This is a genomic window from Algoriphagus sp. AGSA1, assembly GCF_021390545.1.
Taxonomy (GTDB): domain Bacteria; phylum Bacteroidota; class Bacteroidia; order Cytophagales; family Cyclobacteriaceae; genus Algoriphagus.
In genome coordinates, this window is the sequence record NZ_JAJUWR010000038.1 from 12,492 (window position 1) to 36,555 (window position 24,064).

The window sequence follows — 24,064 nt, forward strand, 5'->3', positions numbered from 1 at the left end:
AAAGCTATTTTGTTATGAAGATACTGCTCTCCCTCACATTCTTGACGGCTTTACTTTGGTCTAATTCAACTTTTTCACAAGATGAATTACCATCCCAAATTCAGAACTATTTTGACACGTATCAGAAAGAATACCCAGTAGAAAAGGCCTATTTACACCTCGATAAATACACTTATACACTAGGGGAGGACATCTGGTTCAGTGCATTTTTGGTTGCCGGATCCACACAGATTCCTTCTCCGCTCAGTACCGCCTTGTATGTGGATCTTTTTGATGGTGATGGACTTCTATTGACCCAAAAAATCATCCGACTGGAAAACGGACGGGGAAGAGGTGATTTTCAGCTCCCCCAATTTGGTAAAGCCGGAAACTATAGAATCAAAGCATATACGTCTTGGATGAGAAATTTCGGTGAGGAGTATTTTTACACCGGCAGCGTTTCGGTGGTAGATGGGGCTGGCGGCTCGTTTTTGCCAAAAGTAGAATTCCATGAGATCTTATCTTCTGGGAATAAAATCTCTTATAAAGCCACCCTCACCGCAATTGACAGTAAGGGGGATCCGCTCAATGGTAAAGGTATAGAAATCAAAGCAGTAGGCGATAAAGCTGAGCTCTACACCCAAACCCTGAACCTAAACGATCAGGGACTGGTCAACTTTACCTTCTCCATACCAGAAAAAGCCTATTCGAGCCAGCATCTGGAACTTACGTATTTTGAAAAAGAGGATTATCCAGTTACCCAAAAGATCAAGTTACCTTACAGCCTGAACCTTGCCGATATACAGTTTCTACCAGAGGGGGGACATTGGGTAGTGGGCAAAAAATCCCAAATGGCTTTCCGGGCTGTTTTCCCGGACGGGAATCCAGCCGATATAAAGGGAGAAATAGAAGGAACAGAGATTCGCTTTGAGAGTAATTTTGCGGGGTTGGGCAAATTTGAGATCACCCCCGACCAAACTGACTATACTGCAAAAATCTCGTCCCAGGGTCAAGAGAAGGTAGTCTCTCTTCCCAAAGCAGACGAGAAAGGCCTGGCTCTACAGGTGATGAACAATCCTGCTGCAAGCTATGTGACTGCATTTATCCAAGGGGATTATGAGCCAAATTCACTTTTACTCGTGTCCCAGACCCGGGGCTTGATCAATTATATGATCCATGGAGAATTAAAGAACGGGGTGTGGGGAGTAAGGATTCCAAAGGAAAACCTGATCGGTGGAATAAATCAGATCACTGTACTGAGTAGCTCTGGCATGCCTCTCTTGGAGCGTTTGCTATTTATAGAGCCCACGGAAATTTTAAGCCTTGATGTAAGTGAGGAAGGTTCTCTTTCTTCCAGAGTCAAAGTGAGCCTAAACATAGAAAGTACTTTCGGTGATCAAGTGGCTCCGGGTTCCTTCTCAGTGTCTGTAGTGGATGCAGACCAAGTTCAGGATGAATCCTTGGCTGTTGGGAGTATTTTCTCCTCCCTTTTACTCACCTCAGACCTTAGCGGGGCCATTTTCCAACCTGGGTACTATTTTCAAAATCCAGCATCTGAAGACCTTGATTTGGTGATGCTCACCCATGGATGGAGGAGGTTTAGCTGGGGAGAGGTACTTGAATCGGATTTTCCGAAATTAACACAATTCATAGAAAGGGGAATAAATATAGAAGGGCAGATAATAGATCAAGCAGATAGCAAAAAAGGTTTGTCAGGGGGAAAAGTGACGGCCATGGTCGGTGAGGGAGTCGAAATTGTTTCCAGCGAATTTGGGCCAAATGGACGCTTTATATTCCGGGATCTGGACTATCTTGATTCTGCACAGGTGACCATTACCGCAGAGGATAACCGTCAGAGAAACTTTGTAGATGTGGAGATAATCCGTCCAGATGCCGTCTTCGCTGAGCTACCCGGTGACTATAACGATAAAATCGTCTGGCCGAAAGAACTGATAGCAACCTATGAGGAAAGGGGGCTGATGAAGCAGATGAATGAAGACAAGGATATCATGGATCTTGAAGGAGTGACAGTGCAGGGAAAGACTCTGGAAAAGGAAGATGAGGAGATTAGAAAAATCTATGGTGCTGGAGATGTCACCATTGATCCAGAAAAAATCCCGGGGTCTGTGGCATTTACAAACGTTTTCCAACTGATACAAGGCCGGGTTGCAGGGGTTCAGGTTTTCGTATCGGGATTGGACGCAAAGGTGTTGATACGAGGAGTAGGCTCACTCAATTCCGGCACAGATCCGCTTTACCTATTGGACAATATGCCAGTCGAAGCAAGCACGCTATTACAGATCAATCCGAGTATGGTACAAAGCGTGGATGTGTTTAAAGACCCGGCAAAAGCCGCTATTTTTGGAGCTCAGGGAGCAAATGGGGTGATCGCCGTATATACTAAATCTGGCGCTGGCACCGGAGTAAGTGTAGGAGGCACGCTCGTGACCCGATATGGCGGATATGCCGTACCTAAAGAATTTTATGCCCCGAAATATGAGACAACCGCCCCTGAAAATGCTCTAGTTGATAAACGGGCCACGATATTCTGGGATCCAATAGTAAATACAGATGAAAATGGCAAAGCAAAGCTATCCTACTACAACACCGATATTGCCAAAAAACACTTACTTATCGTGGAAGGAATGGACGAGTCGGGAAGATTAGGAAGATTGGTAAGAGTATTAGAGTAAGTATTTGCTTTATTCACGCAAGCGATCTAATTTCTTGTCCAAATCCAACACTCAGTACAATGCAAAAGGCTTTATTGATATTTTTCTCCTCCTTCATGTTTTCTTTTGTGGCACTAGCACAGTCCCAAGATCAAGGTGATGCAAGATTTCACGGATATGGCACTTATGGTCTGCGCTATCATAATTTTGGGGTTGGGGCAGGTATAGAATATTTCTTTGTGGACAAATTCGCTTTGATGCCAAGTTTCACGTTTGTTTTTCCTCAGGTAGGGAATGAAAGTAATTTCAGTGCCGATCTTAGGTATTATGTATCAGAAGGCCCTTCCCAACTCTATTTTATGGCAGGCTATAGCCAGACTTGGCAAAACACCCAGCCCGACGGGGTCGGAACACGAAGAAATAGCAAGGGGGCAAACATGGGGGTAGGAGCTTATATTCGCATCACTGATGGAGTAGGGTTGAGCACCGAGTTTCGATTCCAAAGCCCACTTCCAAGAGAAGTCGGGTTCAGGGTAGGGTTTGCATTTCCCTTGTAAGCAAGTAGCTAGACGTAAAAGACATTAGATTTCAGATTCTAGAAAAATAGATGGAGAAAAAATTTCAGAAGCTCTATGCAACTATATGGTTAAGCTATCTTTCCACATAGGATCATAGCTTTTCTGCGCATAAAGATTTCCCTCAAGAAAGACCACTAATCTTTGCCTCCTTTATAACCTTGTGGTAAACCTTTTTTCACCAAACAGTCACAACGTAAAGAAAGCATTGAGGCAGAAACCGGATTACACCCCTAGCCAGATTAATCCTAAGTTTTTCTATGTTTCTATGGGGTAAAACAATTAGCCACTTTCACAATTCGTACTATTCAATAATCAGGATTTGACTGTGGCTTTTGCGTTTCCTTTGTACTCTTTGTGGCCAAAACCCTATTTTTTTGAAAACTCAAACAATTTCCTTTTCTCTTCCTTATCTAAAGCCTCGTAGCCCCGATCAGCTATTTTGTCAAGGATTTTATCGATTTCCTCTTGGGTGGCTTCGTCGGAAGCAACTTGGGTAGGTGTGGATCTTGAGGGCTTTTTGAACGGAGAAAATCCCCCACTGCCTGTTTTTGCTTTACGATAGGATACTTTCACTTTGCTTTTTCTTCTGGAAAAGAGGTCTTCAAAGAAAATCCCGACTTTCTGCACAGGTATTCCCCAGTCTATCCCTTTACGAAGCTGAATGATGTATAAATAGCCAATAAGGGCACCTCCCAAATGTGCCAATTCCCCACCGGCATTCGCTCCAGCTGAATTCGCAAAGGACAAGATCACATAGAAAATCGCTATATACTTGATCTTTACCGGACCTAGGAGCAATAAGAAAAACGTTGTATTGGGACTGAGTGTGGCCGCACCGACTACGATAGCAAACACTCCGGCACTTGCACCCAGCATCAAAGAACTATCTATTGATTGACTAAAATACGGCGCCAGATTATAAATGATAACATAGAATAACGCTCCGGCCAAACCACCAAGGATATAAAGGTTAGCCAGCTTGCGGCTACCTAGAAACTGGTGGATCAGCTGTCCAAACCAATAGAGAAAAAGCATATTGAAGAGAATATGAAATATCCCTTCGTGTAAGAACATATAGGTAAAAATACTCCAGGGCTGTACCGCCAATCTTGGCAATGATGCAGGCATCATCAGGTAGGACAGAATGGTGGAATAGACACTGCCCAATCCTCCTATGGTCATAAAAACCCTAAAGACCAGCACCACAAAAAACACCAAAATATTAATTGCAATCAGCTTATAAAGACTGTTGTCACTATGCTTAAAAGCGTTCCGAAGGTTTTCCCAAAAGTTACCGTACATGATTAATAGAAAGTGTTTCTGTCTTTTTTCCAGAAGTAAACCAAGACACCGCCGATCACCAGGCCGCTGAGGTGGGCAAAGTGTGCGACATTGTCCAGGGGATTATTCACCAATACGTTATATATGGTGTAAAGGCTGTAGAAAAGCACCAAATATTTTGCCTTCACCGGCATCGGCGGAAACAGCAAAAACAATTGGGTGTTCGGGAAAAGCATGGCAAAAGCAATCAAAACGCCAAAAAGCGCACCTGATGCACCGACCATGGGAATATTTGCCTGTGCATCAAGAATGGCATTTAATGTCTGAGAAGCCTGTGCAATTAAATTAGGGTCGTCTGGATTTCGGCTATAGTCATCAACAAAGTCAAATACTGACCGCTTAAAGAATCCCCGATTTTCCAAAACCAGCTTATTGAACGCATCCGGATCAGGATTATTCTGGAACATTGCCACTTTTGCTTCCAGATTATTCATTCTATATGCCGTATATCCTGAATAAAGGATCCCTGCTCCTATACCACAAACCATCCATAGTGTCAAGAGCTTTTTTGGCCCTAAAAACTGCTCCAGCAGGGGTCCGAAAATCAGCAATCCAAACATATTGCCGAACAGATGCCAGAAATCAGCATGCATAAACATGTAGGTCAAAAACTGAAACGGTTTGAAATAAGTGCTATGAATATAGTAAAGCGCAAACCATTCGTTCAACTGTGGAAAGATAAAACCGGACACGATAAGTAGCCCAATGTTGATGATCAGTAGGTTTTGTACTACCGGTGTAATGTTTCTAAACATGCTATTTGCCGAAAAAAGAATGAATACTGCTTAAATCCAATTTCACGAATGCTTTGTTGCCCCCAAATCCATAATTTGGATTTTGACAGGCAAAAAGCTGTCCTACCAGCGTCTCCATTTCTTGTGAATTTAGTTTTTGCCCCTTTTTCAGGGATGATTTTCTAGCCAAGGAGCGAGCGAGGTTTTCTCTGGTATCGAGCGAAAGCTCGTTTTTAAAATGCTTATATTGCTCCAGGAGTCCCTCGAAAAGCTCCTTTTCGTTTTTTACTGGCAGATCTGCAGGCACTCCCTGGATGAGTACAGTATTGTTTCCAAACTCAGAAACCATAAATCCAAGACTATGAAGTTCTGGCATAATATCCATCACCAAGGCATAATCCGATTGTCCAAGATCGACCGTAGGGGGGAAAAGACATTGTTGGGAAGTACCCTGGGCAAGCTTCAGCTGACGCAGATAGCGTTCGTACAGTATTCGTTCGTGGGCTGTCTGCTGATCAATGATCAAGAAGCCCGTGGACATCTGGGCCACCACATAGCTATGCTCTACCTGAAAAGTAGTTCCCGTTGATTCTGCCTGTACAGGATGAGAGATAAATTCGGAAGCCTCATCAGGCTTGGCCTTGCTTTCGAAAGTCAACACTTCTGTTTCCTCCAATGGGGAAGACCTGTCGATGGCTTTGGATCCCTGCTGTGCCCCTTCAAATAACCTCTCCCAGCCGGAGGTACTTGCCTGCCTGAACTCTGGGGTATTGAATGACTTGTAGCTATATTCCCGGTCCACTTGTGCCTTTTTCTCTGGATCCTTGTCCCATTTTTCGTTGAAATTTACATCCAGGCTAAAATCAAGGGAGGGAACAACATGATGCGCCCCCAATGCCTGTTTTACTGCCGAGCGGATGACTGCATAGATCGTACGCTCATCGTCAAACTTGATTTCAGTCTTGGTAGGATGCACATTGATATCTATATGAGAAGGGTCTATTTCCAGAAAAAGTACATAAAAAGGATGCTGGTCTGACTGCAATAAGCCCTCAAATGCAGAGCTTACGGCATGGTTCAGATAGCTGCTTTTTATGTAGCGGTTATTGACAAAGAAAAACTGCTCGCCTCGGGTTTTCTTGGCATTCTCAGGCTTCCCGATATAGCCTTTGACATTCACATGTGGGGTCAGTTCCTCACAGGGTACAAGTTGCCCCTGGTAGTTTTTGCCAAAAAGCCCCACAATCCTATGGCTGAGCTTTCCTGGCGTCAGGCTATAGACCTCCAAGTCTTGCTGGTAGAGCGAAAATCCGATCTGGGAATAGGATAGGGCGACCCGCTGAAATTCATCCACGATGTGGCGCATTTCCACAGGATTGGATTTCAGGAAATTCCTACGTGCGGGCACATTGTAAAATAGGTTTTTCATGGCCACTGAGGTACCTACATTACCAGCGAAGGGCTCTTGCTTTTTCACTTCCGAGCCTTCGATTTGGATCAAAGTCCCGAGTTCAGAATCCGCCTGACGGGTTTTGAGTTCCACCTGGGCAACTGCTGCGATAGAAGCCAGCGCTTCCCCTCGAAACCCAAAAGTACGGATGGAAAACAGGTCATTTGAACTCCTGATTTTGGAGGTAGCGTGCCGTTCAAAACTCATACGCGCATCCGTTGCGGACATCCCCTTTCCGTTGTCAATCACCTGGATGAGTTGTTTTCCGGATTCTTTAATCACCACCTGTATCTGGGAAGCACCGGCATCTACTGCATTTTCGAGTAGTTCTTTCAGTGCAGATGCCGGACGTTGAACTACCTCTCCCGCTGCAATTTGATTGGCTATCGCATCGGGGAGGAGCTGTATAATATCACTCATATTTCTTCTTGGGTTTTAGCCTGAAGAAAAAATAGACTGCGCTTATTAGAACTACAGCATAAGCCATGTATTCAAAAATCACCGGGCCTAAATACACATAACCGAATATAGATCCCAAAAGCAAAAGAAAGATGAAGGTTCTGATCATCGCAGTGGAAGCAAACACATTGGGCGACTCACGTTCTTTTATTCCCTTATGCTGGGCAAAAGCCCCACGGATTCCTGCGCCATATGCCCCTATGTCACGCGGAGACCCATCAGTTTTCTCCAGAAGTCCCTGAGCCTCTAGGTCTCGCTTGATCTGTGAAGTTCTGTGTTCGATCTCCTCTCGCACAGGATCGTAATACCTAGGTTTGATATCAAATCTCATAGGGGCTGCGGTGCGGAATATGGAAGGGAATTTCATCTTTGGTTTTTTTTAGTATGCTCAGTAGGAACCTCCTGCGTGTATGTCAATTAAGTTCTAGGCGGTAAACACCCCCTATGAGGGTTATTCTTTACCTCTCTGCTTCAGGTAGGCTGAATTTCATAACCTTGTAATTTTTCATTGACATTTCACGTTAAGGTAAAAACACATTGGAGGAATTAGTTCCTATAAATTTACCAGACATCAAATTTATGACCTTTTTAACCTGAATTAGGGATTTTTGTTACCGTATCTTTGACTATCTTCAACTGAATATGTTCCCAAGTCCGTAAATGGAATAGGTACGAATTTAGCGGAATAGTAAAATCCCACTGGGAAACCGAATCGGTCGATATACAAATTTATTTAGAAAGTTAAGGATTAAAAATTTACTCAGGCATGAGCAGCAAGCTTTGGAGAATATTCGCAGTTGGTATGATAGCTCTGATCTTTTCCTCCGGGAAACTTGATGAATCATTATTGGTAAGAGACCCCCTATCATCTGTAGATCCTATGGATCAGCTGAATTGGGTAGATTCCGTGTTCAACAGTCTGACTTTCGAAGAGCGCTTGGGGCAGCTGTTTATGGTAGCTGCTTACTCAAATAAGGGACAAAAACATGTAGATGAGATTAGCAGCCTTGTCAAAAATGAGAATCTAGGGGGACTTATATTTTTCCAAGGAGGGCCAAATCGGCAAGCCCGATTGACAAATTACTACCAAGCACAGGCCAAAACACCGCTATTCATTGCGATGGATGCCGAGTGGGGAATCAGTATGCGACTGGATTCAGTTCCTGATTTTCCAAAGGCAATGACCTTAGGAGCTGTTCAAGATCCTGATTTGGTATATGCCATGGGAAAGGAAATGGCACGTCAGTTCAAGGAGCTGGGCATGCACATTAATTTTGCCCCTGTGGTGGATGTCAACTCCAATCCGCAAAACCCTGTGATCGGGTATAGGGCATTTGGAGGGGACAGAGAAACCGTGACCAAGCAAGCCATAGCCTACATGAAGGGACTTCAAGATAACGGTGTGCTTGCCAACGCAAAACATTTCCCCGGACATGGGGATACGGAGGCAGATAGCCATTATTCCTTGCCCGTAATCAAGAACCCTGAACAAAGAATCTGGGAGGTGGATCTATATCCTTATCAGGAATTATTCAAGGAAAACCTCATGTCCGTGATGGTCGCACACCTCAATGTGCCCAGCCTGGACGATGCGAGGAATGTACCTACCAGCCTTTCCAAAAAGGTTGTTACTGACCTGCTTCAAAAGCGAATGAATTTTCAGGGATTGATCTTCACTGATGCCCTTAACATGAAAGGCGTGGCCAATAGTAATGCCCCGGGCGAGGTGGACTTAAAAGCTTTGCTGGCGGGAAATGATGTTCTGCTCTATTCCCAAGATGTACCCAAAGCAAAAACTCTGATCAAAAGTGCAGTGGCGGACGGAAGGATCAGCGAAAAAGATATAGACCGAAGGGTCAAAAAAATTCTACGCGCCAAGTATTGGGCAGGGCTAAACGACTATAAACCCATTGACACTTATAAACTGGCAGAACGACTGAATACTCCTGAAACCCAAACTATCATAGAGGACCTGTATGCAGACGCTATCACCGTTGCGGTCAATAAGGATAATTTACTTCCATTTCAATTTTTGGACCTTTCGAATTTCGCAAGTTTGAGTATAGGTGATGAAGGTAAGGATTTTCAGAAATACCTGAGTAAATATACCAAGTTTGAACACTTCAGCATAGATAAGGCAGCCAATGAGACCACTCATTACAATACCATGAAGCAACTGGAGGATTTTGATGTAGTGGTGGTCGGCCTGATGGGTGTTACTAACAGCCCAAGCAGGAATTTTGGGATTTCTCCGGGTGACATAAAATTGATCAGAGACCTGGCTAAGCGGCAAAAAGTAGTGACTGTTCTTTTCGGAAATGCGTATGCCGCACAGCAACTAGAGGATATAGGAAATCTGGTTTTTGCCTATGAAAACAATCCCAAAACCCAAGAATTGGCACCACAGATACTTTTTGGAGGCAGAGCGTCAAAAGGAATTTTACCAGTAACGGTGAATGGTGAATACGCCCATGGCGTAGGTGGTTATTTGGCCCCTGCTAATAGGCTTTCCTACGGAACCCCGGAAAGTGTGGGGCTAAATGGGAAAATATTGGATAAAATCGATGCAGTAGCCGAAAAAGCAATTAGAATCCAAGCTACGCCTGGAGCCAATGTTTTGGTAGTCAAAGACGGTAAGGTGGTTTTTGAACGATCTTATGGTAAGTTGGAGTATAAGGCCAGTCCAGCAGTAACATCCGAGACAGTTTATGATTTGGCCTCCATCACCAAAGTATTGGCCACCACCCAAGCGGTCATGTTTCTGGAAAGCAGGGGTGAGCTTGATATGAAAAAAACCCTCGAAGATTATTTGCCTGAACTGAAAGGAACAAATAAAGGAAAACTGGTGCTCAGTGATGTAATGGCCCATGAAGCGGGTCTTGTTGCATTTATCCCTTATTATGCACGCACAGTAGAGGCAGGTCAATGGAGAGGTGACTATTATAAACCACAAGCTTCCCTAGGATTTTCCAGACAAGTTTCCAATGATATGTACGGAATGGACGCACTTCGTGACAGCATCTGGCACTGGACTATAGAGTCTAAGCTAACCCCCATTTCTAGAGGAGCAAGTAAGCATGGATATGTGTATTCTGATCTTACCATGTACCTGATGCAGGCGGTAGTGGAAAGAGTAGTGAATCAACCGATGGAAGCTTTTCTTGATCAGAACTTCTATGCTCCATTAGGACTTCACACAATGACTTTTAATCCTGCATTGAAAATGCCTATCGACAATATCGCCCCTACTGAAAATGACATCACTTGGAGAAAAAGGCAGGTACGCGGATATGTCCATGATCAGGGAGCGGCCATGTATGGTGGAGTGGCTGGTCATGCTGGGCTTTTTGGAAAAGCAAATGATCTGGCGGTAATGATGCAGCTGATGCTCAATGGAGGCACCTATGGAGGAGTGGATCTTATCGAGCCAGAGACCGTACGAAAATTCACCAAAAACCAATCCAGTCAGAGCCGCAGAGGGTGGGGATGGGACAAGCCCAACACCAAAGCAGGAAGCGGGGGATCCGCGGGAGACCTTGCGCCCAAGTCCACCTTCGGACATACAGGATTCACTGGCACCTGTGTCTGGGCTGATCCGGATAACAAGTTGGTTTATGTATTTCTATCCAATCGTGTGTATCCAGATGCCACAAACACGAAATTGCTGAAAGAAGGTATCCGAACAGAAATTCATGACATCATCTATGAGGCAATGGGAAAAAAATAGAGCTGTTAAAAAGGCAACTTGCCAAGGTCAACATTTCCACCGGAAAGTATAATCCCGACTTTCTTGCCTCTAAATGTGTCTTGATTTGCCATCAATGCCGCTAACGGCACAGCACAAGAAGGCTCTACCACGATTTTCATCCGCTCAAATATCATCCGCATCGCCTCCACAATCTGGGGGTCTGAGGCTAAAAGAATGTCGGCGACATACTCCTTAACCAATTCAAAATTCAGTTCTCCCAAAGAAGTCAACAACCCATCTGCAATGGTGTTAGTCTTTGTTTGGCTTATTCTTCTTCCAGCATGAAAAGATTGAAATGCATCATCCGCACCTTTTGGTTCGGCTGCGATTACTTGTATGCTGGGGTTAAGATAATGAGCGACCAAAGCTGTGCCTGCCAGTAATCCACCGCCCCCGACTGGTGCCATGATGATATCTAGGTTTTCTTGATCTTCTATGAACTCAAGCGCACAAGTAGCCTGACCTTCGATCACATCCATATAGTCAAATGGGGGGATAAAGATAGCTCCTGTCTTTTTCACAACTGTTTCCAAGGAAGTTTCTCTAGCTTTAAGATTTGGCTCGCATTCTATGATCTCACCGCCGTAACCTTCTACAGCTTTCTTTTTAACATCAGGCGCATTGGATGGCATGACAATGTAAGCGGGCACACCTGCGACCCGAGCCGCTCTTGCCAAGGCTGCCGCATGATTGCCACTACTATGGGTAGCCACGCCCTTTGACTTCTGGACATCTGAGAGTTTCATTACGGCATTGGCAGCTCCTCGCGCTTTGAAAGCACCTACTTTCTGAAAATTCTCGCATTTAAAAAAAATCTCACAGCCTGCTATTTCATTGATCGCTGAGGAAGTCAAAATAGGCGTACGATGGATAAAAGGCTGGATACGCTCATGTGCAGCTTCTATGGCAGCGAGAGAGGGAAATTCGGTTTTCATGTGTTTATAATGGAGTTTTAATGGTCATCCCGAAGTAATCAGGAAAATCTCGCCGGGTTTACAATCCTCCCTCTGTGTCCTGTCTGTGACATGCTCGATTTCATGGCATGAAAATAGGCAGAAATGAGAAAAGAAATTTAGAGATAGCAGAAATAGTTAATCCACTTTGAGTTGATTGACTATCTTCAAGGCATGAATTGGAATGCGATTAAATTCTACCCCATCATGGGTGAAAAGCTTGATATCAGCAACACTTTAAAGTTGGGTTTTGGCCACTCTAATCCTGATCTGGAGAAGCTGGATCTTGGTAATACTTCTGCTTTTGATGCCTATGTAAGCGGAGAGCTAGAAAAATCTGGAGCGAGGTATGGAATAGGAGGCTATTTAGAGCATAGAGCGATCTACCGCAGGAGTGCCGTCTTTGGGACTGCCGAGACAGATTTCCGAAATATCCATCTTGGAATTGACATCTGGACTGAGGCCGGTGCAGCAATATATGCCCCTATAGACGGGACAATCCATAGTTTTCAGGATAATGCTGGCTTTGGCAACTACGGACCAACAATTATTTTAGAACATCATATTTTTGGAAAGAAGCTCTACTCACTGTATGGGCATCTTTTCCTCGCAGATCTCGAAGGGATGAAAATAGGACAAGAGATAAAAACAGGGGAATTATTCGCTCATGTTGGTCCATTTCCAGAGAATGGCGACTGGCCTCCACACTTGCATTTTCAGTTGATGTGGGATCTGATGGGAAATGTCGGGGATTTTCCTGGGGTTTGTTCGGAGCGGGAAATTACTCTCTATGAGTCAAATTGCCCTGATCCAAATTTAGTCCTGCGAAGCGAAGTCCTTTAACGGTTAGCCTCGGTAATCAACCGTAACCCCTCCAAGGTCAGATTTCTGTCGATCTCATCGAAAACCTCCACAAGTGGGGTCAGGACCGAAGAAAGCCCACCGGTAGCTATTATCCGGTAATTTTGACTGGTTTCCTTGATTATAGCTTCAAGCATTCCCTTCACCAAACCTGTATATCCGTATAAAATCCCGGCCTGGATCGCATGAACGGTGTTCTGACCTAAGGCAGATTCAGGCATTTTTAGTTCTACTTCCGGGAGTTTGGATGTATTTTGAAAAAGCGAATTAAGCGCAGTTTTCAGCCCGGGAACTATATTCACCCCTATTATTTCGCCGCTGACATCCACCACAGTGAATGTGAGTGCTGTTCCAAAATCAACCACGACCAAGGCTGCTCTGTATTTCGAATAAGCCGCCATGACATTGCACATCAGATCTGTTCCTATCTCATTTGGGCGAAGGCTCTTTACTGGAAGTTTGTCAAAACTGGATGGGGATATCAGATAAGGCAGTGCGCCAAAGTAGTTTTCACAAAACTGAAGAATTCGCTCATTGATCTCCGGAACCACCGAGCTGAAACCAATATGCTTGATCTCGGAAGAACCTATACCATGCTCCAAAAAATACAGAGGCACTTTTTTATGTAACTGGGCTGCGAATTTGGAAGAATGTGTTTCGATCCGAAAATGATTGGACCAGGTTTTTTTCTCCTCATTATACAATGCAAAAACCACGTTTGAATTACCCGCATCTATTGCTAAAAACATAGTATCTAAGATTTGATTAAATTAGCCCAACCCAAAATTAAACGGTTTTATAAACTTTATCATGTACACACTAAGAGAAGGAAAAATAGAGGATTTACCTCGGATATTGGAATTAATTAATGAGTTGGCAATCTATGAAAAAGCTCCCGAGCAAGTGACAAACACCCTTGAGATGATGGAAAAAGACGGTTTTGGCAAAAATCCTGTTTTTGGCACTTTTCTATGCGTAAAAGATGAAACCGCTGAAATCGTTGGCATAGCTATCTATTATTATCGCTACAGTACATGGAAAGGCAAAAGAATCTACTTGGAAGATCTCATCGTGACCCAAGCAGAACGGGGAAATGGTGCGGGGAAATTGCTTTTTGACCGGGTCATGAAAAAAGGGCTGGACGAAAACTGCACCGGTATGATGTGGCAAGTGCTGGACTGGAATGAGCCTGCAATCAATTTTTACAGAAAATATGGAGCTACACTCGAAGCAGGTTGGCTAAATGCCCATTTGCAGGATTATGAAATAAAACAAATCCTCGAGTAATTTAGCAACATATTGCAAATACAATATTCAATAATTGTATTTGCAATAATTTTGTGTAACTTAGTGGTGTTTAATGAAATGAGCCAGCTATGACACACACTTGGAAGATATCATTTGGTGAAGAAGATGCGGAATCAATTCGCACAGGCAGCGATTCTTATTATTTTTTTCAAGAGACCATTTCGATGGTCTCTGAGCCAAATGCTGTATATGACGTAGCGGTTTCGTTTCACGATACTGGCGAGATTTTTGATTTCTTGGATTTCACCCAGCAGGATGTTTCAGAGATGTTAGAAGTGGATCCGAGTACTTTGTCCCGCTGGCGCAAAGAAGACAAAAAGCTCACCAAGATGCTTACCAAAAACATTTTGGAAATGGACCAGGTGATTGCAAAGGGCATCAGGATTTTTGGATCAGAAGAGTTGCTCTCTCAGTGGCTACACACCGAGAATGCATCCATAGGTAATCAAAAGCCGGCCATGCTCATGAAGAATCCGTATGGCATAGAGCGAGTGGATGAGGCGATGGAGGCTATGTCTTGGGGATCTATCCTATAAGATGTGCGGTATTATCGTCTGATTGAAAATCTGGAAGGCAGAAGTTCTTTGGGCTTTGGTATAGGAGCAGGGAGATGGAATCAATACGGCACCCCGATGATATATTGCTGCAGTGTCACTTCGCTCAATTTCCTGGAACTTCTCAGTATCAAAGGAACCGTAGTCACGCAAAGCAAATGGAAGCTGGTAATTTTAGAAATTCAGACACCTATCCCCGAATTAGATGCTACTGACTTACCTTCTGATTGGAAAAACAGACCTCACCCCAGATCCACTCAGGAGTTTGGGACTGCATGGGCAAAGGGCATGATTTCCCCTGTACTAAAAATCCCTTCGTGTAGAATACCATTAAAGGGCTACCCAAATGAGCATAATCTATTGATCAATCCGCTACACACTGATTTCAAGAATTCGGTGAAGCTAGTCGAAGAATGGGATGTAAGTTTCGAGGTGAACTCCTAAAATTGATATATAAGGTTTGATTATCCAATAATACCATCAGCCATATTTTCTTTGCTGTACCACCTGGATACTGAAGTTGCCTTCACGCTAGTATTTTCCGTATTCAATATGTTTTTCCCGCTTTATTGGTAGAAAAGTGGACATACATATTGTAAGAATACAATCATTAAAATTGTCTAGTTAGGGTCTGCTGAAAAACGCCAGTAAAAGACCAAAAGCTATCATTTTGAATGATTAACCCGTTTTTCATGCCTAGGGATTTTAAGCAAGTGCAAGCTTATTAAGAAGAATAGGCCTTTTTCCATGCATCAGAAAATCTCAAAATTGAGATTTCCGAGCTAGTCTCAGGCATGCCATCTTCTGTGTTGGCCTCATTCGAGGTATAAGCATACATCTTCACTTGGCCGCCTTGAAGCTGGCATACCTGAGACTTTTTCAGCAAGCCCTAGTTGGACAAACACAAAAGACCGGCGATCGCCGGTCTTTTGTGTTATAGTTACTTTATATTTTTTACCCTTTCAGGCTGTAATTAGGGGCTTCTCTTGTTACAGATACATCGTGCGGATGGGATTCTTTAACGCCTGCAGCTGTGATTTTGACAAATTTCCCGTTTTTCTGCAGATCCTCAATCGTCTGGGTGCCACAGTATCCCATACCTGCCTGAAGGCCACCCACAAGCTGATACAGAACCTCAGAAACCAATCCTTTGAAAGGCACACGGCCAACAATCCCCTCAGGAACCAGCTTTTTGATATTGTCCTCGGCATCTTGAAAATATCGGTCTTTGGACCCTGATTCCATTGCCTCCAAGGATCCCATACCTCGATAAGATTTAAATTTTCTTCCTTGGAAAATTATCATTTCCCCCGGTGCTTCCTCAGTTCCTGCCAACAAGGATCCTATCATAATGGAGCTTCCTCCCGCCGCAATAGCCTTCACCACGTCTCCAGAATAGCGAATACCTCCATCGGCAATAACCGGAACACCGCGATCTTTTAATGCTTCAGCACATTCGAAAACGGCTGATAACTGCGGTACACCTACACCGGCAATGATCCTGGTGGTGCAAATAGAACCAGGGCCTACACCCACTTTCACAGCATCAGCTCCCGCATCAGCTAGTGCAACCGCAGCTTCCGGGGTAGCAATATTTCCTACGATCACTTCTAGCTCAGGAAAAGCATCTTTGATTTTTCTGCACGTATCGATCACGCCTTTGGAATGACCGTGAGCGGTATCTATAGACACTACATCCACACCCGCATTTTTCAGGGCATCTACTCGCTCTACGATATCAGCTGTAACACCTACTGCCGCACCTACCCGAAGTCTGCCGTATTCGTCTTTACAGGCATTTGGTTTGTCTTTTCTCTTGAGAATATCTTTGTAAGTGATCAAGCCAGTCAGCTTATTTTCATCATCTACGATAGGAAGTTTCTCGATTTTGTATTCCTGAAGTATCTCTTCTGCCTGCTCCAAAGAAATTCCGGATTTGGCAGTAATTAGATTATCTACAGTCATAATTTCCCGGATGGGGCGATTCTGATCTTTGATAAACCGAAGGTCACGATTGGTAATGATTCCCTTTAGCACCTTATTTTCATCCACTACAGGAATGCCTCCTATGTGAAATTCCCTCATAATTGTCTCCGCATCTCGGACTTTAGCGTCGATATGAAGTGTGATAGGATCTAAAATCATCCCAGCCTGAGAGCGCTTTACCTTGCGTACTTGAGCCGCCTGCTGCTCAATGGACATGTTTTTGTGAATGAACCCCAGTCCACCCTCCAGGGCAATGGCAATGGCCAGCTCCGCTTCAGTGACCGTGTCCATAGCAGCGGATACCAAAGGAATGTTCAACCTGATTTTCTTGGTGAGTTGGGTGGAGGTATTCGTGTCGCGTGGGAGGACTTCTGAATAACCTGGAACAAGAAGCACGTCGTCGTAGGTGAGTGCTTCAAAGAGGAACTTGTCGGAGTTTCTATTCATGGCAAATATTGGTGTGAGGTAACCCTATTTGCCCGTCAAAGTTACACACAAAATTCAATGCCAAACCACTTCACTCCAAAATAAATTTGGATTACCCCACTATTTCCTCTAAAAACAAAATTCCAGTCGGACGAGGAGAAACATACTGGCATTGAATATTGAGGCAAATTGAGCCTGATTGAATTCAACTTCTATCTCAAGTGAATAACTTACTTTTTCTGTAGTCTTGCTATATAAAAACCATCAAATCCACTTTCCTGAGCCAAGACTTTTTGGTCTTCTATCAGCTCAAAGTCTTTTCCTGCCTCACTTGCCAGAAATTTTGCGATTTGATCCTGATTTTCAGAGGGCAAAATACTGCAGGTAGCATAGACCATTTGCCCCCCTGGCTTCACCATAGAAGGATAATTTTGAAGGATTTCCTGCTGTGTCTGACGTACTTTCCCAATAGATTCTTCGCTCAGCTTCCACTTCGTGTCTGGATTTCTCCTCAAAACTCCCAGCCCAGAACAAGGCACATCCAAAAGTAATCTATCGGCGGTTTCTTTCATCCGCTTAATTGTCTTGGAACCCTCTATTACTTTACGCTCGATGATAGAGACTCCATCACGGCGGGCTCTCAGTTTGGTTTGCTGTAATTTCCATTCTTCCACATCCATCGAAAGCACTTTGCCTTTGTTCTGCATCAAAGCGGCAATATGAAGTGATTTTCCTCCAGCTCCTGCACAGGCATCGATCACGCGCATTCCCGGTTCCACAGCTAGAGCCGCAGCCACCAATTGGGAGGAAGCATCCTGAACTTCAAAATAACCTTCCTTGAAAGCAGGGTGACGGAAAACATTCGTACGCTCATCCAGAATCAACGCATCAGGATATCCCTTGATTATGTGGGTATGGATATTATCTTCTGCCAGTCTGTTTTTGAGACGCTCACGGGTGGTTTTTAGCGTATTGACACGCAAGACAACCTGCGCTTCCTGATTCAAGCTGTGAATTTCAGCTTCCCATTTATCCCCCAATTCCTTTTTCCCCAGATCAAAAAGCCAATCCGGTACAGACTCCAATTTGGCAGGATCATCTAATTTTTCGTACTTCTCCTTTAGCTTGTCAGGGTTGATTTTAGCAAACTCCTCCCAAGGGGGTAAGCTATGTCCCTGCATCAGCCAATAAGTACCAAATAGATCATAAGGCTCCTTGCTCGGGCTTAGATAGTTGATCAGACGCCACCAACGAACCATTTCATAGGTTGTCTCCGCTATAAAAGACCGGTCACGCGCCCCCCATTTTGGGTTAGACTTCAGTGTACGCTCAATCACTTTATCGGCGTATTGACCTTCTTCAAAAATGGCCGCAAGTGCGGTATGAACCCCGCGGATGGTATTGTTGTGTAGCTTCATGGGAAATAAATTCTCCACAAAGGTAGTTTTTCTTTCTGAGTCTGTCAGAATGAGATTTTAAAAGGCTTGAAAAACTGTGTTTTGAGGATGTGAGTTAAGAATAGATCTCCACTGATCAATCACACCTAATTTCTTTAATTAACCTACTGAAGACGGGAAACCGAAGCGGCCTTCAAGTCTAGTTTGAAGCATAATCTTAAAATGATCTACATCCTTTTCTGAAAGGCTTGAAGATGTAGCTTCAGGAAAATTTGGTTTTAATACCTTTACATTCTAAATTCTCCACAATCCATCAGCGCATGCACACCTATCAAGAGCTAATATCTTCTTGGGCATTAAAACTTGGCATTTACGAAAAGCAAGAAGCCGAATCACTGGTGAGCTGGCTCTTCGAGCATCATCTGGGCTGGAGGAGAAGTGATATGCTTAATAAAGCTGAGGAAGCCTCATTTCCTTCAAAGATCTTTGATGACTTTGAAAGATTAAAAACCGGGGAACCTATTCAGTATATCATAGGCAAAGGCCCCTTTTATGGAAGAGACTTTCATGTCAGTCCACACACGCTGATTCCCAGAAATGAAACCGAGGAGTTGGTTCATCTGATCATCAAGGAAAACCCAACATCTGGATTAAGAATTCTGGACATTGGCACCGGAACAGGGTGTATACCAATTTCTTTGGCACTGGAACTAGACCACCCTGAGGTTTTTGGCGTGGATATTTCTGAGGAGGCATTGGAAATAGCTGCGAAAAATGCAGAAGAATTAGGAGCTAAAGTGATCTTTTCTAGTTGTGATATTCTGACTGAACTTCCTGAAGTCGAGGCATTGGATATCTTGGTAAGCAACCCTCCCTACATTCCTGTTCAGGAAAAAAGTCAAATGCATAAAAATGTACTGGACTTTGAGCCAGGGTTGGCCTTATTTGTCAGCAATGAAGACCCCCTGATTTTTTACCGAACGATCGCTGAAAAAGGAAAACAACTTCTAAAGCCAGATGGAAAGTTGTATTTTGAAATCAATGAAAAGTATGGAAATGAAGTCGCAGAATTGATGACCAACCTGGGTTATTTTGAGGTGCAGGTTTTGAAGGATTTGAACGGGAAAGATAGAATTGTAGTCGCCAGATGCTAGATTTAAGTATCTAGTAATTAGATTATAGAATGATACTTGTAGTCGATTATGGGTGATTCAGAAAATATTTTAAAGACATGAGTCAGAAAAAATGCCCCCATTGCGGAAAATGGTCGATCTGGACCAACAACTATAAAGATCGCTGCGAGCACTGCGGAGAGCTTCTTTCTCCGGTAGAACTGCAAAGGGAGCAGAAGAAAGCCATAGATAAGGAGCGGAACGAAAAGGAGTGGATGTTTTACATTAATCCTGATGACAGCCCTGTCGTTAAGTTTTTTAAGAAGTCCGGCAACCTGTTTTATACTGTTTTTATGGCGATTATAACCTTTATCATGTGGCTGATCGCAGCTTTGCCGGGATGATTACGGTAGCTAAAAACCCCATTTTTATCTTTGCCTCAGTGGCTTTTTGGGCGAATCAATATCTCGAAAAATCACTTGGGATATTTGTTCCAATTTACCATGCCTATGGAGATGATTTGATGGCCATGCCTGTGGTTTTTGGGATTTGTCTGCAAGTAATGAGGTGGATTCACCCCATGAAAAATGAACTGACTTTTACCGCAAAGCAGTTGATTATAGGGTTGGTTTATTTTTCACTGGTATTCGAGGTATGCCTTCCCTTACTATCGAGCACCTATACGGCTGATTCACTAGATGTACTTTGCTATTCGATCGGTACGTCCATTTTTTATAACCTCATGAATAAACCTGCTCTCCAATCCAAAAAATCCCAGGTGCTTTGATGGAAGTAATTCCCTCAGGGACTTCCAGCATGGTCGCATAGGTAATAGGCAAAATCAATCCCCCGTTATCATTCTGAACTTGCACCGGCATGCCTTCCTTGCCATGAATATGGATAGTGCTTTCTGGAAACCATTTTTTAAATTCCCCTGACTTCACCGGATAATATTTCCAGTCACCGTCCAACAAAGTAATAGTTATCAAATCTAATCTCGTGCCCAGATCCAAAGCAGATACATGGGAAATCCCTAGTAAATGCACTGCTTTGTGGTCAGTAGCCAGCAGATATTCGAGGCCTGCATCAAGATAGGGCTTTCCTTCCGCAGTAATAAATTTTACCGGGTATTGCTCTTCCAGAAGCTGTTGATTATCTGTCTGAAAAGCTGTTGAGGCTAGAATCACATCAATTTTTATTCCCCAGCTTAATACCCGATCCAACGCAACTTCACTGACAAGTACGGTAGGGATCCACTCCAACAATGGAGAAATTTGCTCAAAACCAATCTGATCCGCATCCAAAATCAGCACTGCAGGCTCCTGTTGCTCTTTGACGAAGTGATGGGAAGACATTAGGCTCGGAGTTTACGATAGAATTCAAGGGCATTGCGATACGCCAAACCCTCTAGATTTTCAGCGCTCAACTTATCTTCCAAACTCTTGAGAAGAGAGGGATATTTCCCGGCATTCTCCACCAGGGGGAAATAAAACGGAAAACGGTCTGGGTCTTTGAAATCCTTGGTATAGAAATAGTCCGCCCCGAAGCAGATGGATTTTTCTCCTCCGATCTGAAAACCATGGAAAATATGGTCAAATAAACGCTCAGGAACCTCTGGATCGAGAAATGCCCGCAGGAAATTCACCCCTATAAGCCCTCCCCGATGGATAATTTCCTTGGCAAATTCATCCGTAAGATTGCGTGGATGATTCCAAAGTTCCCTAAAATTGGAATGACTGGCTATCACTGGGATCCCCAGATTATTGCTGTCTATATGGTTTAAGATCCCTTCAGCCAATAAATCAGAGGTATGCGAAAGATCAACCGGGATGTTTTTCCCTACCATGTAATCCAGAAGCTTCTTGCCATCGTCTTTCAACCCTATTCCTTCTGTGTAATTCCCTCCACCAAAACGGTTTTCTGTATGATGGGTGAGACTGATGTAAGCAAGTGATTTGACTTTTTCCAGAATAAAGTCAAACTGACTGTAGATCTCTTGCCAGCTTGCTCCTTCACTACCAATTCCCGCTGCATTTTCCACAGATGCTTTTATTCCGATCCGGTTTTGCTGATCCCAGCTTTCCACAAAACCAGAGTCCAAATAGGTTACATCTTCCCCGGATTTAACTACTAGGTCTGAAAAAATCTCAGCCTGCCTTCTTGCCAGATCCATACTTTCGGGCTTTACATCGGTATAAATAGCCAAGATCTGTGCACGGACATTACCTTCTTGGAGAAAGGGAATAGCACAGGCGATGTCGTCTTTAGCGTAAGCATTCGCATCAGGGATTCTTGCCAAATAGGACAATAAATCACAGTGCATATCTAGTATAGGGATTTTCATCGTTTTTGTGGTTTATACCAGGGAAATCGCTTTTATATCAAAACCCTTCGAGAGTTTTCAAATTAAAGACCAAAGATCAACAAAAGCAGTATGCTTACTTTCAAGAAGATTAACTCTTGAGGGGAAATAGCAACTGGGACTTTTAAAAGCGATTTCCATAGGGTTTAGACAAAGTAAGCCAAAAAAGCCTATGTTTTTTAATACTTTTAGGGTGGATTACAGTTAGTAGTTTCAGGATAGATTTCAACTTCACCAGAACAACAAGCGATATGGCCTTAGCCCAACCCTTCAACTTCAAAAAATGGATAGACGAAAACAGACACCTGCTAAAACCCCCAATCGGTAATCAGCAGGTTTACAAAGGCAATGACGACTTCATCGTCATGGTCGTCGGCGGCCCGAATTCGAGAAAAGATTATCATTCCAATGAAGGGGAGGAGTTTTTCTATCAGGTAGAAGGAGATATCGTACTCAAAGTGATCGAAGAAGGGAAACCAACAGATATTCATATCCGAGAAGGGGAAATATTCCTTCTTCCGGCAAAAGTGCCTCATTCTCCCCGTCGCCCTGCCAATACAATCGGGCTGGTGATCGAGCGATACAGAAGAGCGGGAGAGGTGGATGGTTTTATATGGCACTGTGAAAATTGTGGTGAAAAGCTATATGAGGAATTTTTTGAAGTCACAGACATCGTCAAGCAGCTTCCTCCAGTTCAGGAGAGATTCTGGGGCAACCCAGCGCATATCACCTGCAAAAAGTGCGGGACAGTAATGGAGAAATAATACCTGAAGTCGCTAGAAAGCATTAGTTAAAATTGAGGGAAAATTCCCCTTGCCCCCTTTGAAAAAGGGGGACTTACAAAATATTTCTAAAAATGAGCTTTACATATTCACTTGACTTTGCCCGGGAGATGGATGAAAAAGATCCCCTCAAACATTTCCGGGACCGGTTTATTTTTCCAAAGGTAGATGGAAAAGACGCTATTTATCTGTGTGGTAATTCCTTAGGTCTTCAGCCAAAATCTGTCAAAGACTATATCACAAAAGAATTGGAAAACTGGGCAGAGATGGGTGTAGATGGGCATTTTCATGGAGAAGACGCATGGTTTTTTGCGAAGCAAAAGTCAAAATCGGCCCTTGCGGAGATCGTCGGGGCACATGAGCATGAAGTAGTGGCAATGAACAACCTATCAGTGAACCTTCACCTCCTGATGGTTTCCTTCTATCAGCCTACCAAAGAACGATATAAAATCATCGTGGAAGGCGGTGCTTTTCCATCAGATCAATACATGTTGGAGAGTCAAGTGAAATTTCATGGATTTGATCCAGAGGATGCCATCGTCGAACTCATGCCGCGAGCGGGTGAACACACGCTTCGCACAGCGGATATTATTGCTGAAATACATAATCAAGGTGACTCACTTGCCATGGTGAACATGGCAGGACTGCAGTATTATACAGGGCAGGTTTTCGATATGAAAGCAATTACGGCTGCAGCTCACGAAGTGGGTGCTTATGCTGGCTTTGACCTGGCTCATGCATCAGGAAATGTACCATTAAGTCTTCATGACTGGGACGTGGATTTCGCGACTTGGTGTAGCTACAAGTATATGAATTCAGGACCGGGCAATGTTTCGGGAGTGTTTGTTCATGAGCGTTTTGCTGAGCGTCCCGATATGAACCGTTTTGCAGGGTGGTGGGGCCATGATCAGGAGCAGCGATTCAAGATGGAGAAAGGCTTTATCCCGATGCATGGGGCGGATGGCTGGCAGCTTTCCAATTCTGATATTATTGGTTTGGCAGCCCATCAAGCATCATTGGATATCTTCCAAGAAGCAGGGATGGCCAATTTGAGAAAGAAATCTGAGCAGCTAACAGCATATTTAGCCTTTCTAATTGAAGAAATCAGCGGAAAATCACGGGTTTTGGAAATTATTACACCTAAAAATCCTGCGGAAAGAGGCTGTCAGTTATCTTTGCACATTCATCGCGGAGGCAAGGCTGTATTCGATGAATGGTATAAACACGGAGTAGTAGGCGATTGGCGCAATCCAAACGTGATCCGTCTGGCACCTACACCGCTCTACAACAGCTTCCTGGATGTGTTCCGATTTGCTCAGATTCTGGAACAATCTCTGAAGAAATTCGCTTAAAGGAAGCGTG

The 24,064-nt window shown here is 43.8% G+C and carries 22 protein-coding genes; 12 read left to right on the top strand and 10 right to left on the bottom strand.

Features of this window, described 5'->3' with window-relative positions; translation table 11 throughout:
- Nucleotides 1-14: 14 nt before the first annotated feature.
- Both LZF95_RS22565 and LZF95_RS22570 read left to right on the top strand, forming a co-directional pair.
- Entirely contained in the window at nucleotides 15-2,672 is a 2,658-nt protein-coding gene (locus tag LZF95_RS22565) for a TonB-dependent receptor plug domain-containing protein (protein ID WP_233757578.1), read from the top strand.
- A 59-nt stretch (nucleotides 2,673-2,731) separates the two neighbouring features.
- A complete protein-coding gene (locus tag LZF95_RS22570; protein ID WP_233757580.1) occupies nucleotides 2,732-3,208 on the top strand; it encodes an outer membrane beta-barrel protein in 477 nt (158 codons plus the stop codon).
- A 387-nt stretch (nucleotides 3,209-3,595) separates the two neighbouring features.
- Here LZF95_RS22570 and LZF95_RS22575 read toward each other — a convergent pair whose 3' ends face one another.
- The 4 genes from LZF95_RS22575 to LZF95_RS22590 are packed head-to-tail and all read right to left on the bottom strand — an operon-like array spanning nucleotide 3,596 to nucleotide 7,580.
- A complete protein-coding gene (locus LZF95_RS22575) occupies nucleotides 3,596-4,531 on the bottom strand; it encodes a rhomboid family intramembrane serine protease (RefSeq protein WP_233757582.1) in 936 nt (311 codons plus the stop codon).
- Between the two features lie 2 nt (nucleotides 4,532-4,533).
- Nucleotides 4,534-5,325 (bottom strand): rhomboid family intramembrane serine protease, encoded by a 792-nt coding sequence (locus tag LZF95_RS22580; protein ID WP_233757584.1) that lies wholly within the window; start codon nucleotides 5,323-5,325, stop codon nucleotides 4,534-4,536.
- 1 nt (nucleotide 5,326) lies between these two features.
- Nucleotides 5,327-7,174 (bottom strand): DNA mismatch repair endonuclease MutL, encoded by a 1,848-nt coding sequence (mutL, locus tag LZF95_RS22585; protein WP_233757586.1) that lies wholly within the window; start codon nucleotides 7,172-7,174, stop codon nucleotides 5,327-5,329.
- Entirely contained in the window at nucleotides 7,167-7,580 is a 414-nt protein-coding gene (locus LZF95_RS22590) for a hypothetical protein (RefSeq protein WP_233757588.1), read from the bottom strand. Before LZF95_RS22590 ends, mutL begins: the two co-directional genes overlap by 8 nt.
- 399 nt (nucleotides 7,581-7,979) lie before the next feature.
- Between LZF95_RS22590 and LZF95_RS22595 the strand changes: the two genes are divergently transcribed.
- Nucleotides 7,980-10,940, top strand: coding sequence for a glycoside hydrolase family 3 N-terminal domain-containing protein (locus LZF95_RS22595; RefSeq protein ID WP_233757589.1), 2,961 nt, complete (start codon nucleotides 7,980-7,982; stop codon nucleotides 10,938-10,940).
- 5 nt (nucleotides 10,941-10,945) lie between these two features.
- On the opposite strand, the gene LZF95_RS22600 is transcribed toward LZF95_RS22595, so the two are convergent.
- Nucleotides 10,946-11,896, bottom strand: a complete 951-nt coding sequence (locus tag LZF95_RS22600; RefSeq protein ID WP_233757591.1) for a pyridoxal-phosphate dependent enzyme — start codon at nucleotides 11,894-11,896, stop codon at nucleotides 10,946-10,948.
- A 192-nt stretch (nucleotides 11,897-12,088) separates the two neighbouring features.
- Here LZF95_RS22600 and LZF95_RS22605 point away from each other — a divergent pair, with 192 nt between their 5' ends.
- Nucleotides 12,089-12,757, top strand: coding sequence for a peptidoglycan DD-metalloendopeptidase family protein (locus tag LZF95_RS22605; RefSeq protein WP_233757593.1), 669 nt, complete (start codon nucleotides 12,089-12,091; stop codon nucleotides 12,755-12,757).
- Here the strand turns inward: LZF95_RS22605 and LZF95_RS22610 are convergent.
- Nucleotides 12,754-13,524 carry a type III pantothenate kinase gene (locus LZF95_RS22610; RefSeq protein ID WP_233757594.1) on the bottom strand — a complete coding sequence of 257 codons (771 nt, stop codon included), beginning with the start codon at nucleotides 13,522-13,524 and terminating at the stop codon, nucleotides 12,754-12,756. The genes LZF95_RS22605 and LZF95_RS22610 overlap by 4 nt on opposite strands.
- A gap of 61 nt (nucleotides 13,525-13,585) precedes the next feature.
- On the opposite strand from LZF95_RS22610, the gene LZF95_RS22615 reads away from it, so the two are divergent.
- From LZF95_RS22615 to LZF95_RS22625, 3 genes are all read left to right on the top strand, one after another.
- Nucleotides 13,586-14,062, top strand: coding sequence for a GNAT family N-acetyltransferase (locus LZF95_RS22615; RefSeq protein ID WP_233757595.1), 477 nt, complete (start codon nucleotides 13,586-13,588; stop codon nucleotides 14,060-14,062).
- Between the two features lie 89 nt (nucleotides 14,063-14,151).
- On the top strand, nucleotides 14,152-14,619 hold the full coding sequence (locus LZF95_RS22620) for an antitoxin Xre/MbcA/ParS toxin-binding domain-containing protein (RefSeq protein ID WP_233757596.1): 468 nt from the start codon (nucleotides 14,152-14,154) through the stop codon (nucleotides 14,617-14,619).
- 3 nt (nucleotides 14,620-14,622) lie between these two features.
- On the top strand, nucleotides 14,623-15,081 hold the full coding sequence (locus LZF95_RS22625) for an RES family NAD+ phosphorylase (RefSeq protein ID WP_233757597.1): 459 nt from the start codon (nucleotides 14,623-14,625) through the stop codon (nucleotides 15,079-15,081).
- A 510-nt stretch (nucleotides 15,082-15,591) separates the two neighbouring features.
- On the opposite strand, the gene guaB is transcribed toward LZF95_RS22625, so the two are convergent.
- Together guaB and LZF95_RS22635 are read right to left on the bottom strand one after the other, a co-directional pair.
- Nucleotides 15,592-17,070: an IMP dehydrogenase gene (gene guaB / locus LZF95_RS22630; protein ID WP_233757598.1), complete on the bottom strand. Its 1,479-nt coding sequence runs from the start codon at nucleotides 17,068-17,070 to the stop codon at nucleotides 15,592-15,594.
- Nucleotides 17,071-17,279: 209 nt separating this feature from the next.
- Nucleotides 17,280-18,467: a class I SAM-dependent methyltransferase gene (locus LZF95_RS22635; RefSeq protein WP_233757616.1), complete on the bottom strand. Its 1,188-nt coding sequence runs from the start codon at nucleotides 18,465-18,467 to the stop codon at nucleotides 17,280-17,282.
- Nucleotides 18,468-18,766: 299 nt separating this feature from the next.
- Here LZF95_RS22635 and prmC point away from each other — a divergent pair, with 299 nt between their 5' ends.
- The 3 genes from prmC (at nucleotide 18,767) to LZF95_RS22650 (ending at nucleotide 20,345) form a co-directional block, all read left to right on the top strand.
- Nucleotides 18,767-19,600: a peptide chain release factor N(5)-glutamine methyltransferase gene (gene prmC / locus LZF95_RS22640; protein WP_233757599.1), complete on the top strand. Its 834-nt coding sequence runs from the start codon at nucleotides 18,767-18,769 to the stop codon at nucleotides 19,598-19,600.
- Between the two features lie 77 nt (nucleotides 19,601-19,677).
- On the top strand, nucleotides 19,678-19,962 hold the full coding sequence (locus LZF95_RS22645; protein ID WP_233757600.1) for a hypothetical protein: 285 nt from the start codon (nucleotides 19,678-19,680) through the stop codon (nucleotides 19,960-19,962).
- Nucleotides 19,935-20,345 carry a magnesium citrate secondary transporter gene (locus LZF95_RS22650; protein ID WP_233757602.1) on the top strand — a complete coding sequence of 137 codons (411 nt, stop codon included), beginning with the start codon at nucleotides 19,935-19,937 and terminating at the stop codon, nucleotides 20,343-20,345. The genes LZF95_RS22645 and LZF95_RS22650 overlap by 28 nt, the downstream gene beginning before the upstream one ends.
- Here LZF95_RS22650 and LZF95_RS22655 read toward each other — a convergent pair.
- Both LZF95_RS22655 and LZF95_RS22660 read right to left on the bottom strand, forming a co-directional pair.
- Nucleotides 20,299-20,913, bottom strand: coding sequence for a thiamine pyrophosphokinase (locus LZF95_RS22655; protein WP_233757603.1), 615 nt, complete (start codon nucleotides 20,911-20,913; stop codon nucleotides 20,299-20,301). The genes LZF95_RS22650 and LZF95_RS22655 overlap by 47 nt on opposite strands.
- Complete coding sequence (locus tag LZF95_RS22660) at nucleotides 20,913-21,902, bottom strand: dipeptidase (protein WP_233757604.1); 990 nt, start codon at nucleotides 21,900-21,902, stop codon at nucleotides 20,913-20,915. Before LZF95_RS22660 ends, LZF95_RS22655 begins: the two co-directional genes overlap by 1 nt.
- Nucleotides 21,903-22,171: 269 nt before the next feature.
- Here LZF95_RS22660 and LZF95_RS22665 point away from each other — a divergent pair, with 269 nt between their 5' ends.
- Both LZF95_RS22665 and kynU read left to right on the top strand, forming a co-directional pair.
- Nucleotides 22,172-22,684, top strand: coding sequence for a 3-hydroxyanthranilate 3,4-dioxygenase (locus tag LZF95_RS22665; protein ID WP_233757605.1), 513 nt, complete (start codon nucleotides 22,172-22,174; stop codon nucleotides 22,682-22,684).
- Between the two features lie 92 nt (nucleotides 22,685-22,776).
- A complete protein-coding gene (gene kynU, locus LZF95_RS22670; protein ID WP_233757606.1) occupies nucleotides 22,777-24,054 on the top strand; it encodes a kynureninase in 1,278 nt (425 codons plus the stop codon).
- Nucleotides 24,055-24,064: the final 10 nt, after the last annotated feature.

Coding starts and splice junctions, on each gene's coding strand:
- LZF95_RS22635 (WP_233757616.1), bottom strand. CDS start 18,467: ATGAAGCTACACAACAATACCATCCGCGGGGTTCATACCGCACTTGCG.
- LZF95_RS22575 (WP_233757582.1), bottom strand. CDS start 4,531: ATGTACGGTAACTTTTGGGAAAACCTTCGGAACGCTTTTAAGCATAGT.
- LZF95_RS22570 (WP_233757580.1), top strand. CDS start 2,732: ATGCAAAAGGCTTTATTGATATTTTTCTCCTCCTTCATGTTTTCTTTT.
- guaB (WP_233757598.1), bottom strand. CDS start 17,070: ATGAATAGAAACTCCGACAAGTTCCTCTTTGAAGCACTCACCTACGAC.
- LZF95_RS22665 (WP_233757605.1), top strand. CDS start 22,172: ATGGCCTTAGCCCAACCCTTCAACTTCAAAAAATGGATAGACGAAAAC.
- LZF95_RS22590 (WP_233757588.1), bottom strand. CDS start 7,580: ATGAAATTCCCTTCCATATTCCGCACCGCAGCCCCTATGAGATTTGAT.
- LZF95_RS22595 (WP_233757589.1), top strand. CDS start 7,980: ATGAGCAGCAAGCTTTGGAGAATATTCGCAGTTGGTATGATAGCTCTG.
- LZF95_RS22610 (WP_233757594.1), bottom strand. CDS start 13,524: ATGTTTTTAGCAATAGATGCGGGTAATTCAAACGTGGTTTTTGCATTG.
- LZF95_RS22620 (WP_233757596.1), top strand. CDS start 14,152: ATGACACACACTTGGAAGATATCATTTGGTGAAGAAGATGCGGAATCA.
- LZF95_RS22565 (WP_233757578.1), top strand. CDS start 15: ATGAAGATACTGCTCTCCCTCACATTCTTGACGGCTTTACTTTGGTCT.
- LZF95_RS22580 (WP_233757584.1), bottom strand. CDS start 5,325: ATGTTTAGAAACATTACACCGGTAGTACAAAACCTACTGATCATCAAC.
- mutL (WP_233757586.1), bottom strand. CDS start 7,174: ATGAGTGATATTATACAGCTCCTCCCCGATGCGATAGCCAATCAAATT.
- LZF95_RS22605 (WP_233757593.1), top strand. CDS start 12,089: ATGAATTGGAATGCGATTAAATTCTACCCCATCATGGGTGAAAAGCTT.
- LZF95_RS22660 (WP_233757604.1), bottom strand. CDS start 21,902: ATGAAAATCCCTATACTAGATATGCACTGTGATTTATTGTCCTATTTG.
- LZF95_RS22600 (WP_233757591.1), bottom strand. CDS start 11,896: ATGAAAACCGAATTTCCCTCTCTCGCTGCCATAGAAGCTGCACATGAG.
- kynU (WP_233757606.1), top strand. CDS start 22,777: ATGAGCTTTACATATTCACTTGACTTTGCCCGGGAGATGGATGAAAAA.
- LZF95_RS22645 (WP_233757600.1), top strand. CDS start 19,678: ATGAGTCAGAAAAAATGCCCCCATTGCGGAAAATGGTCGATCTGGACC.
- LZF95_RS22615 (WP_233757595.1), top strand. CDS start 13,586: ATGTACACACTAAGAGAAGGAAAAATAGAGGATTTACCTCGGATATTG.
- LZF95_RS22655 (WP_233757603.1), bottom strand. CDS start 20,913: ATGTCTTCCCATCACTTCGTCAAAGAGCAACAGGAGCCTGCAGTGCTG.
- prmC (WP_233757599.1), top strand. CDS start 18,767: ATGCACACCTATCAAGAGCTAATATCTTCTTGGGCATTAAAACTTGGC.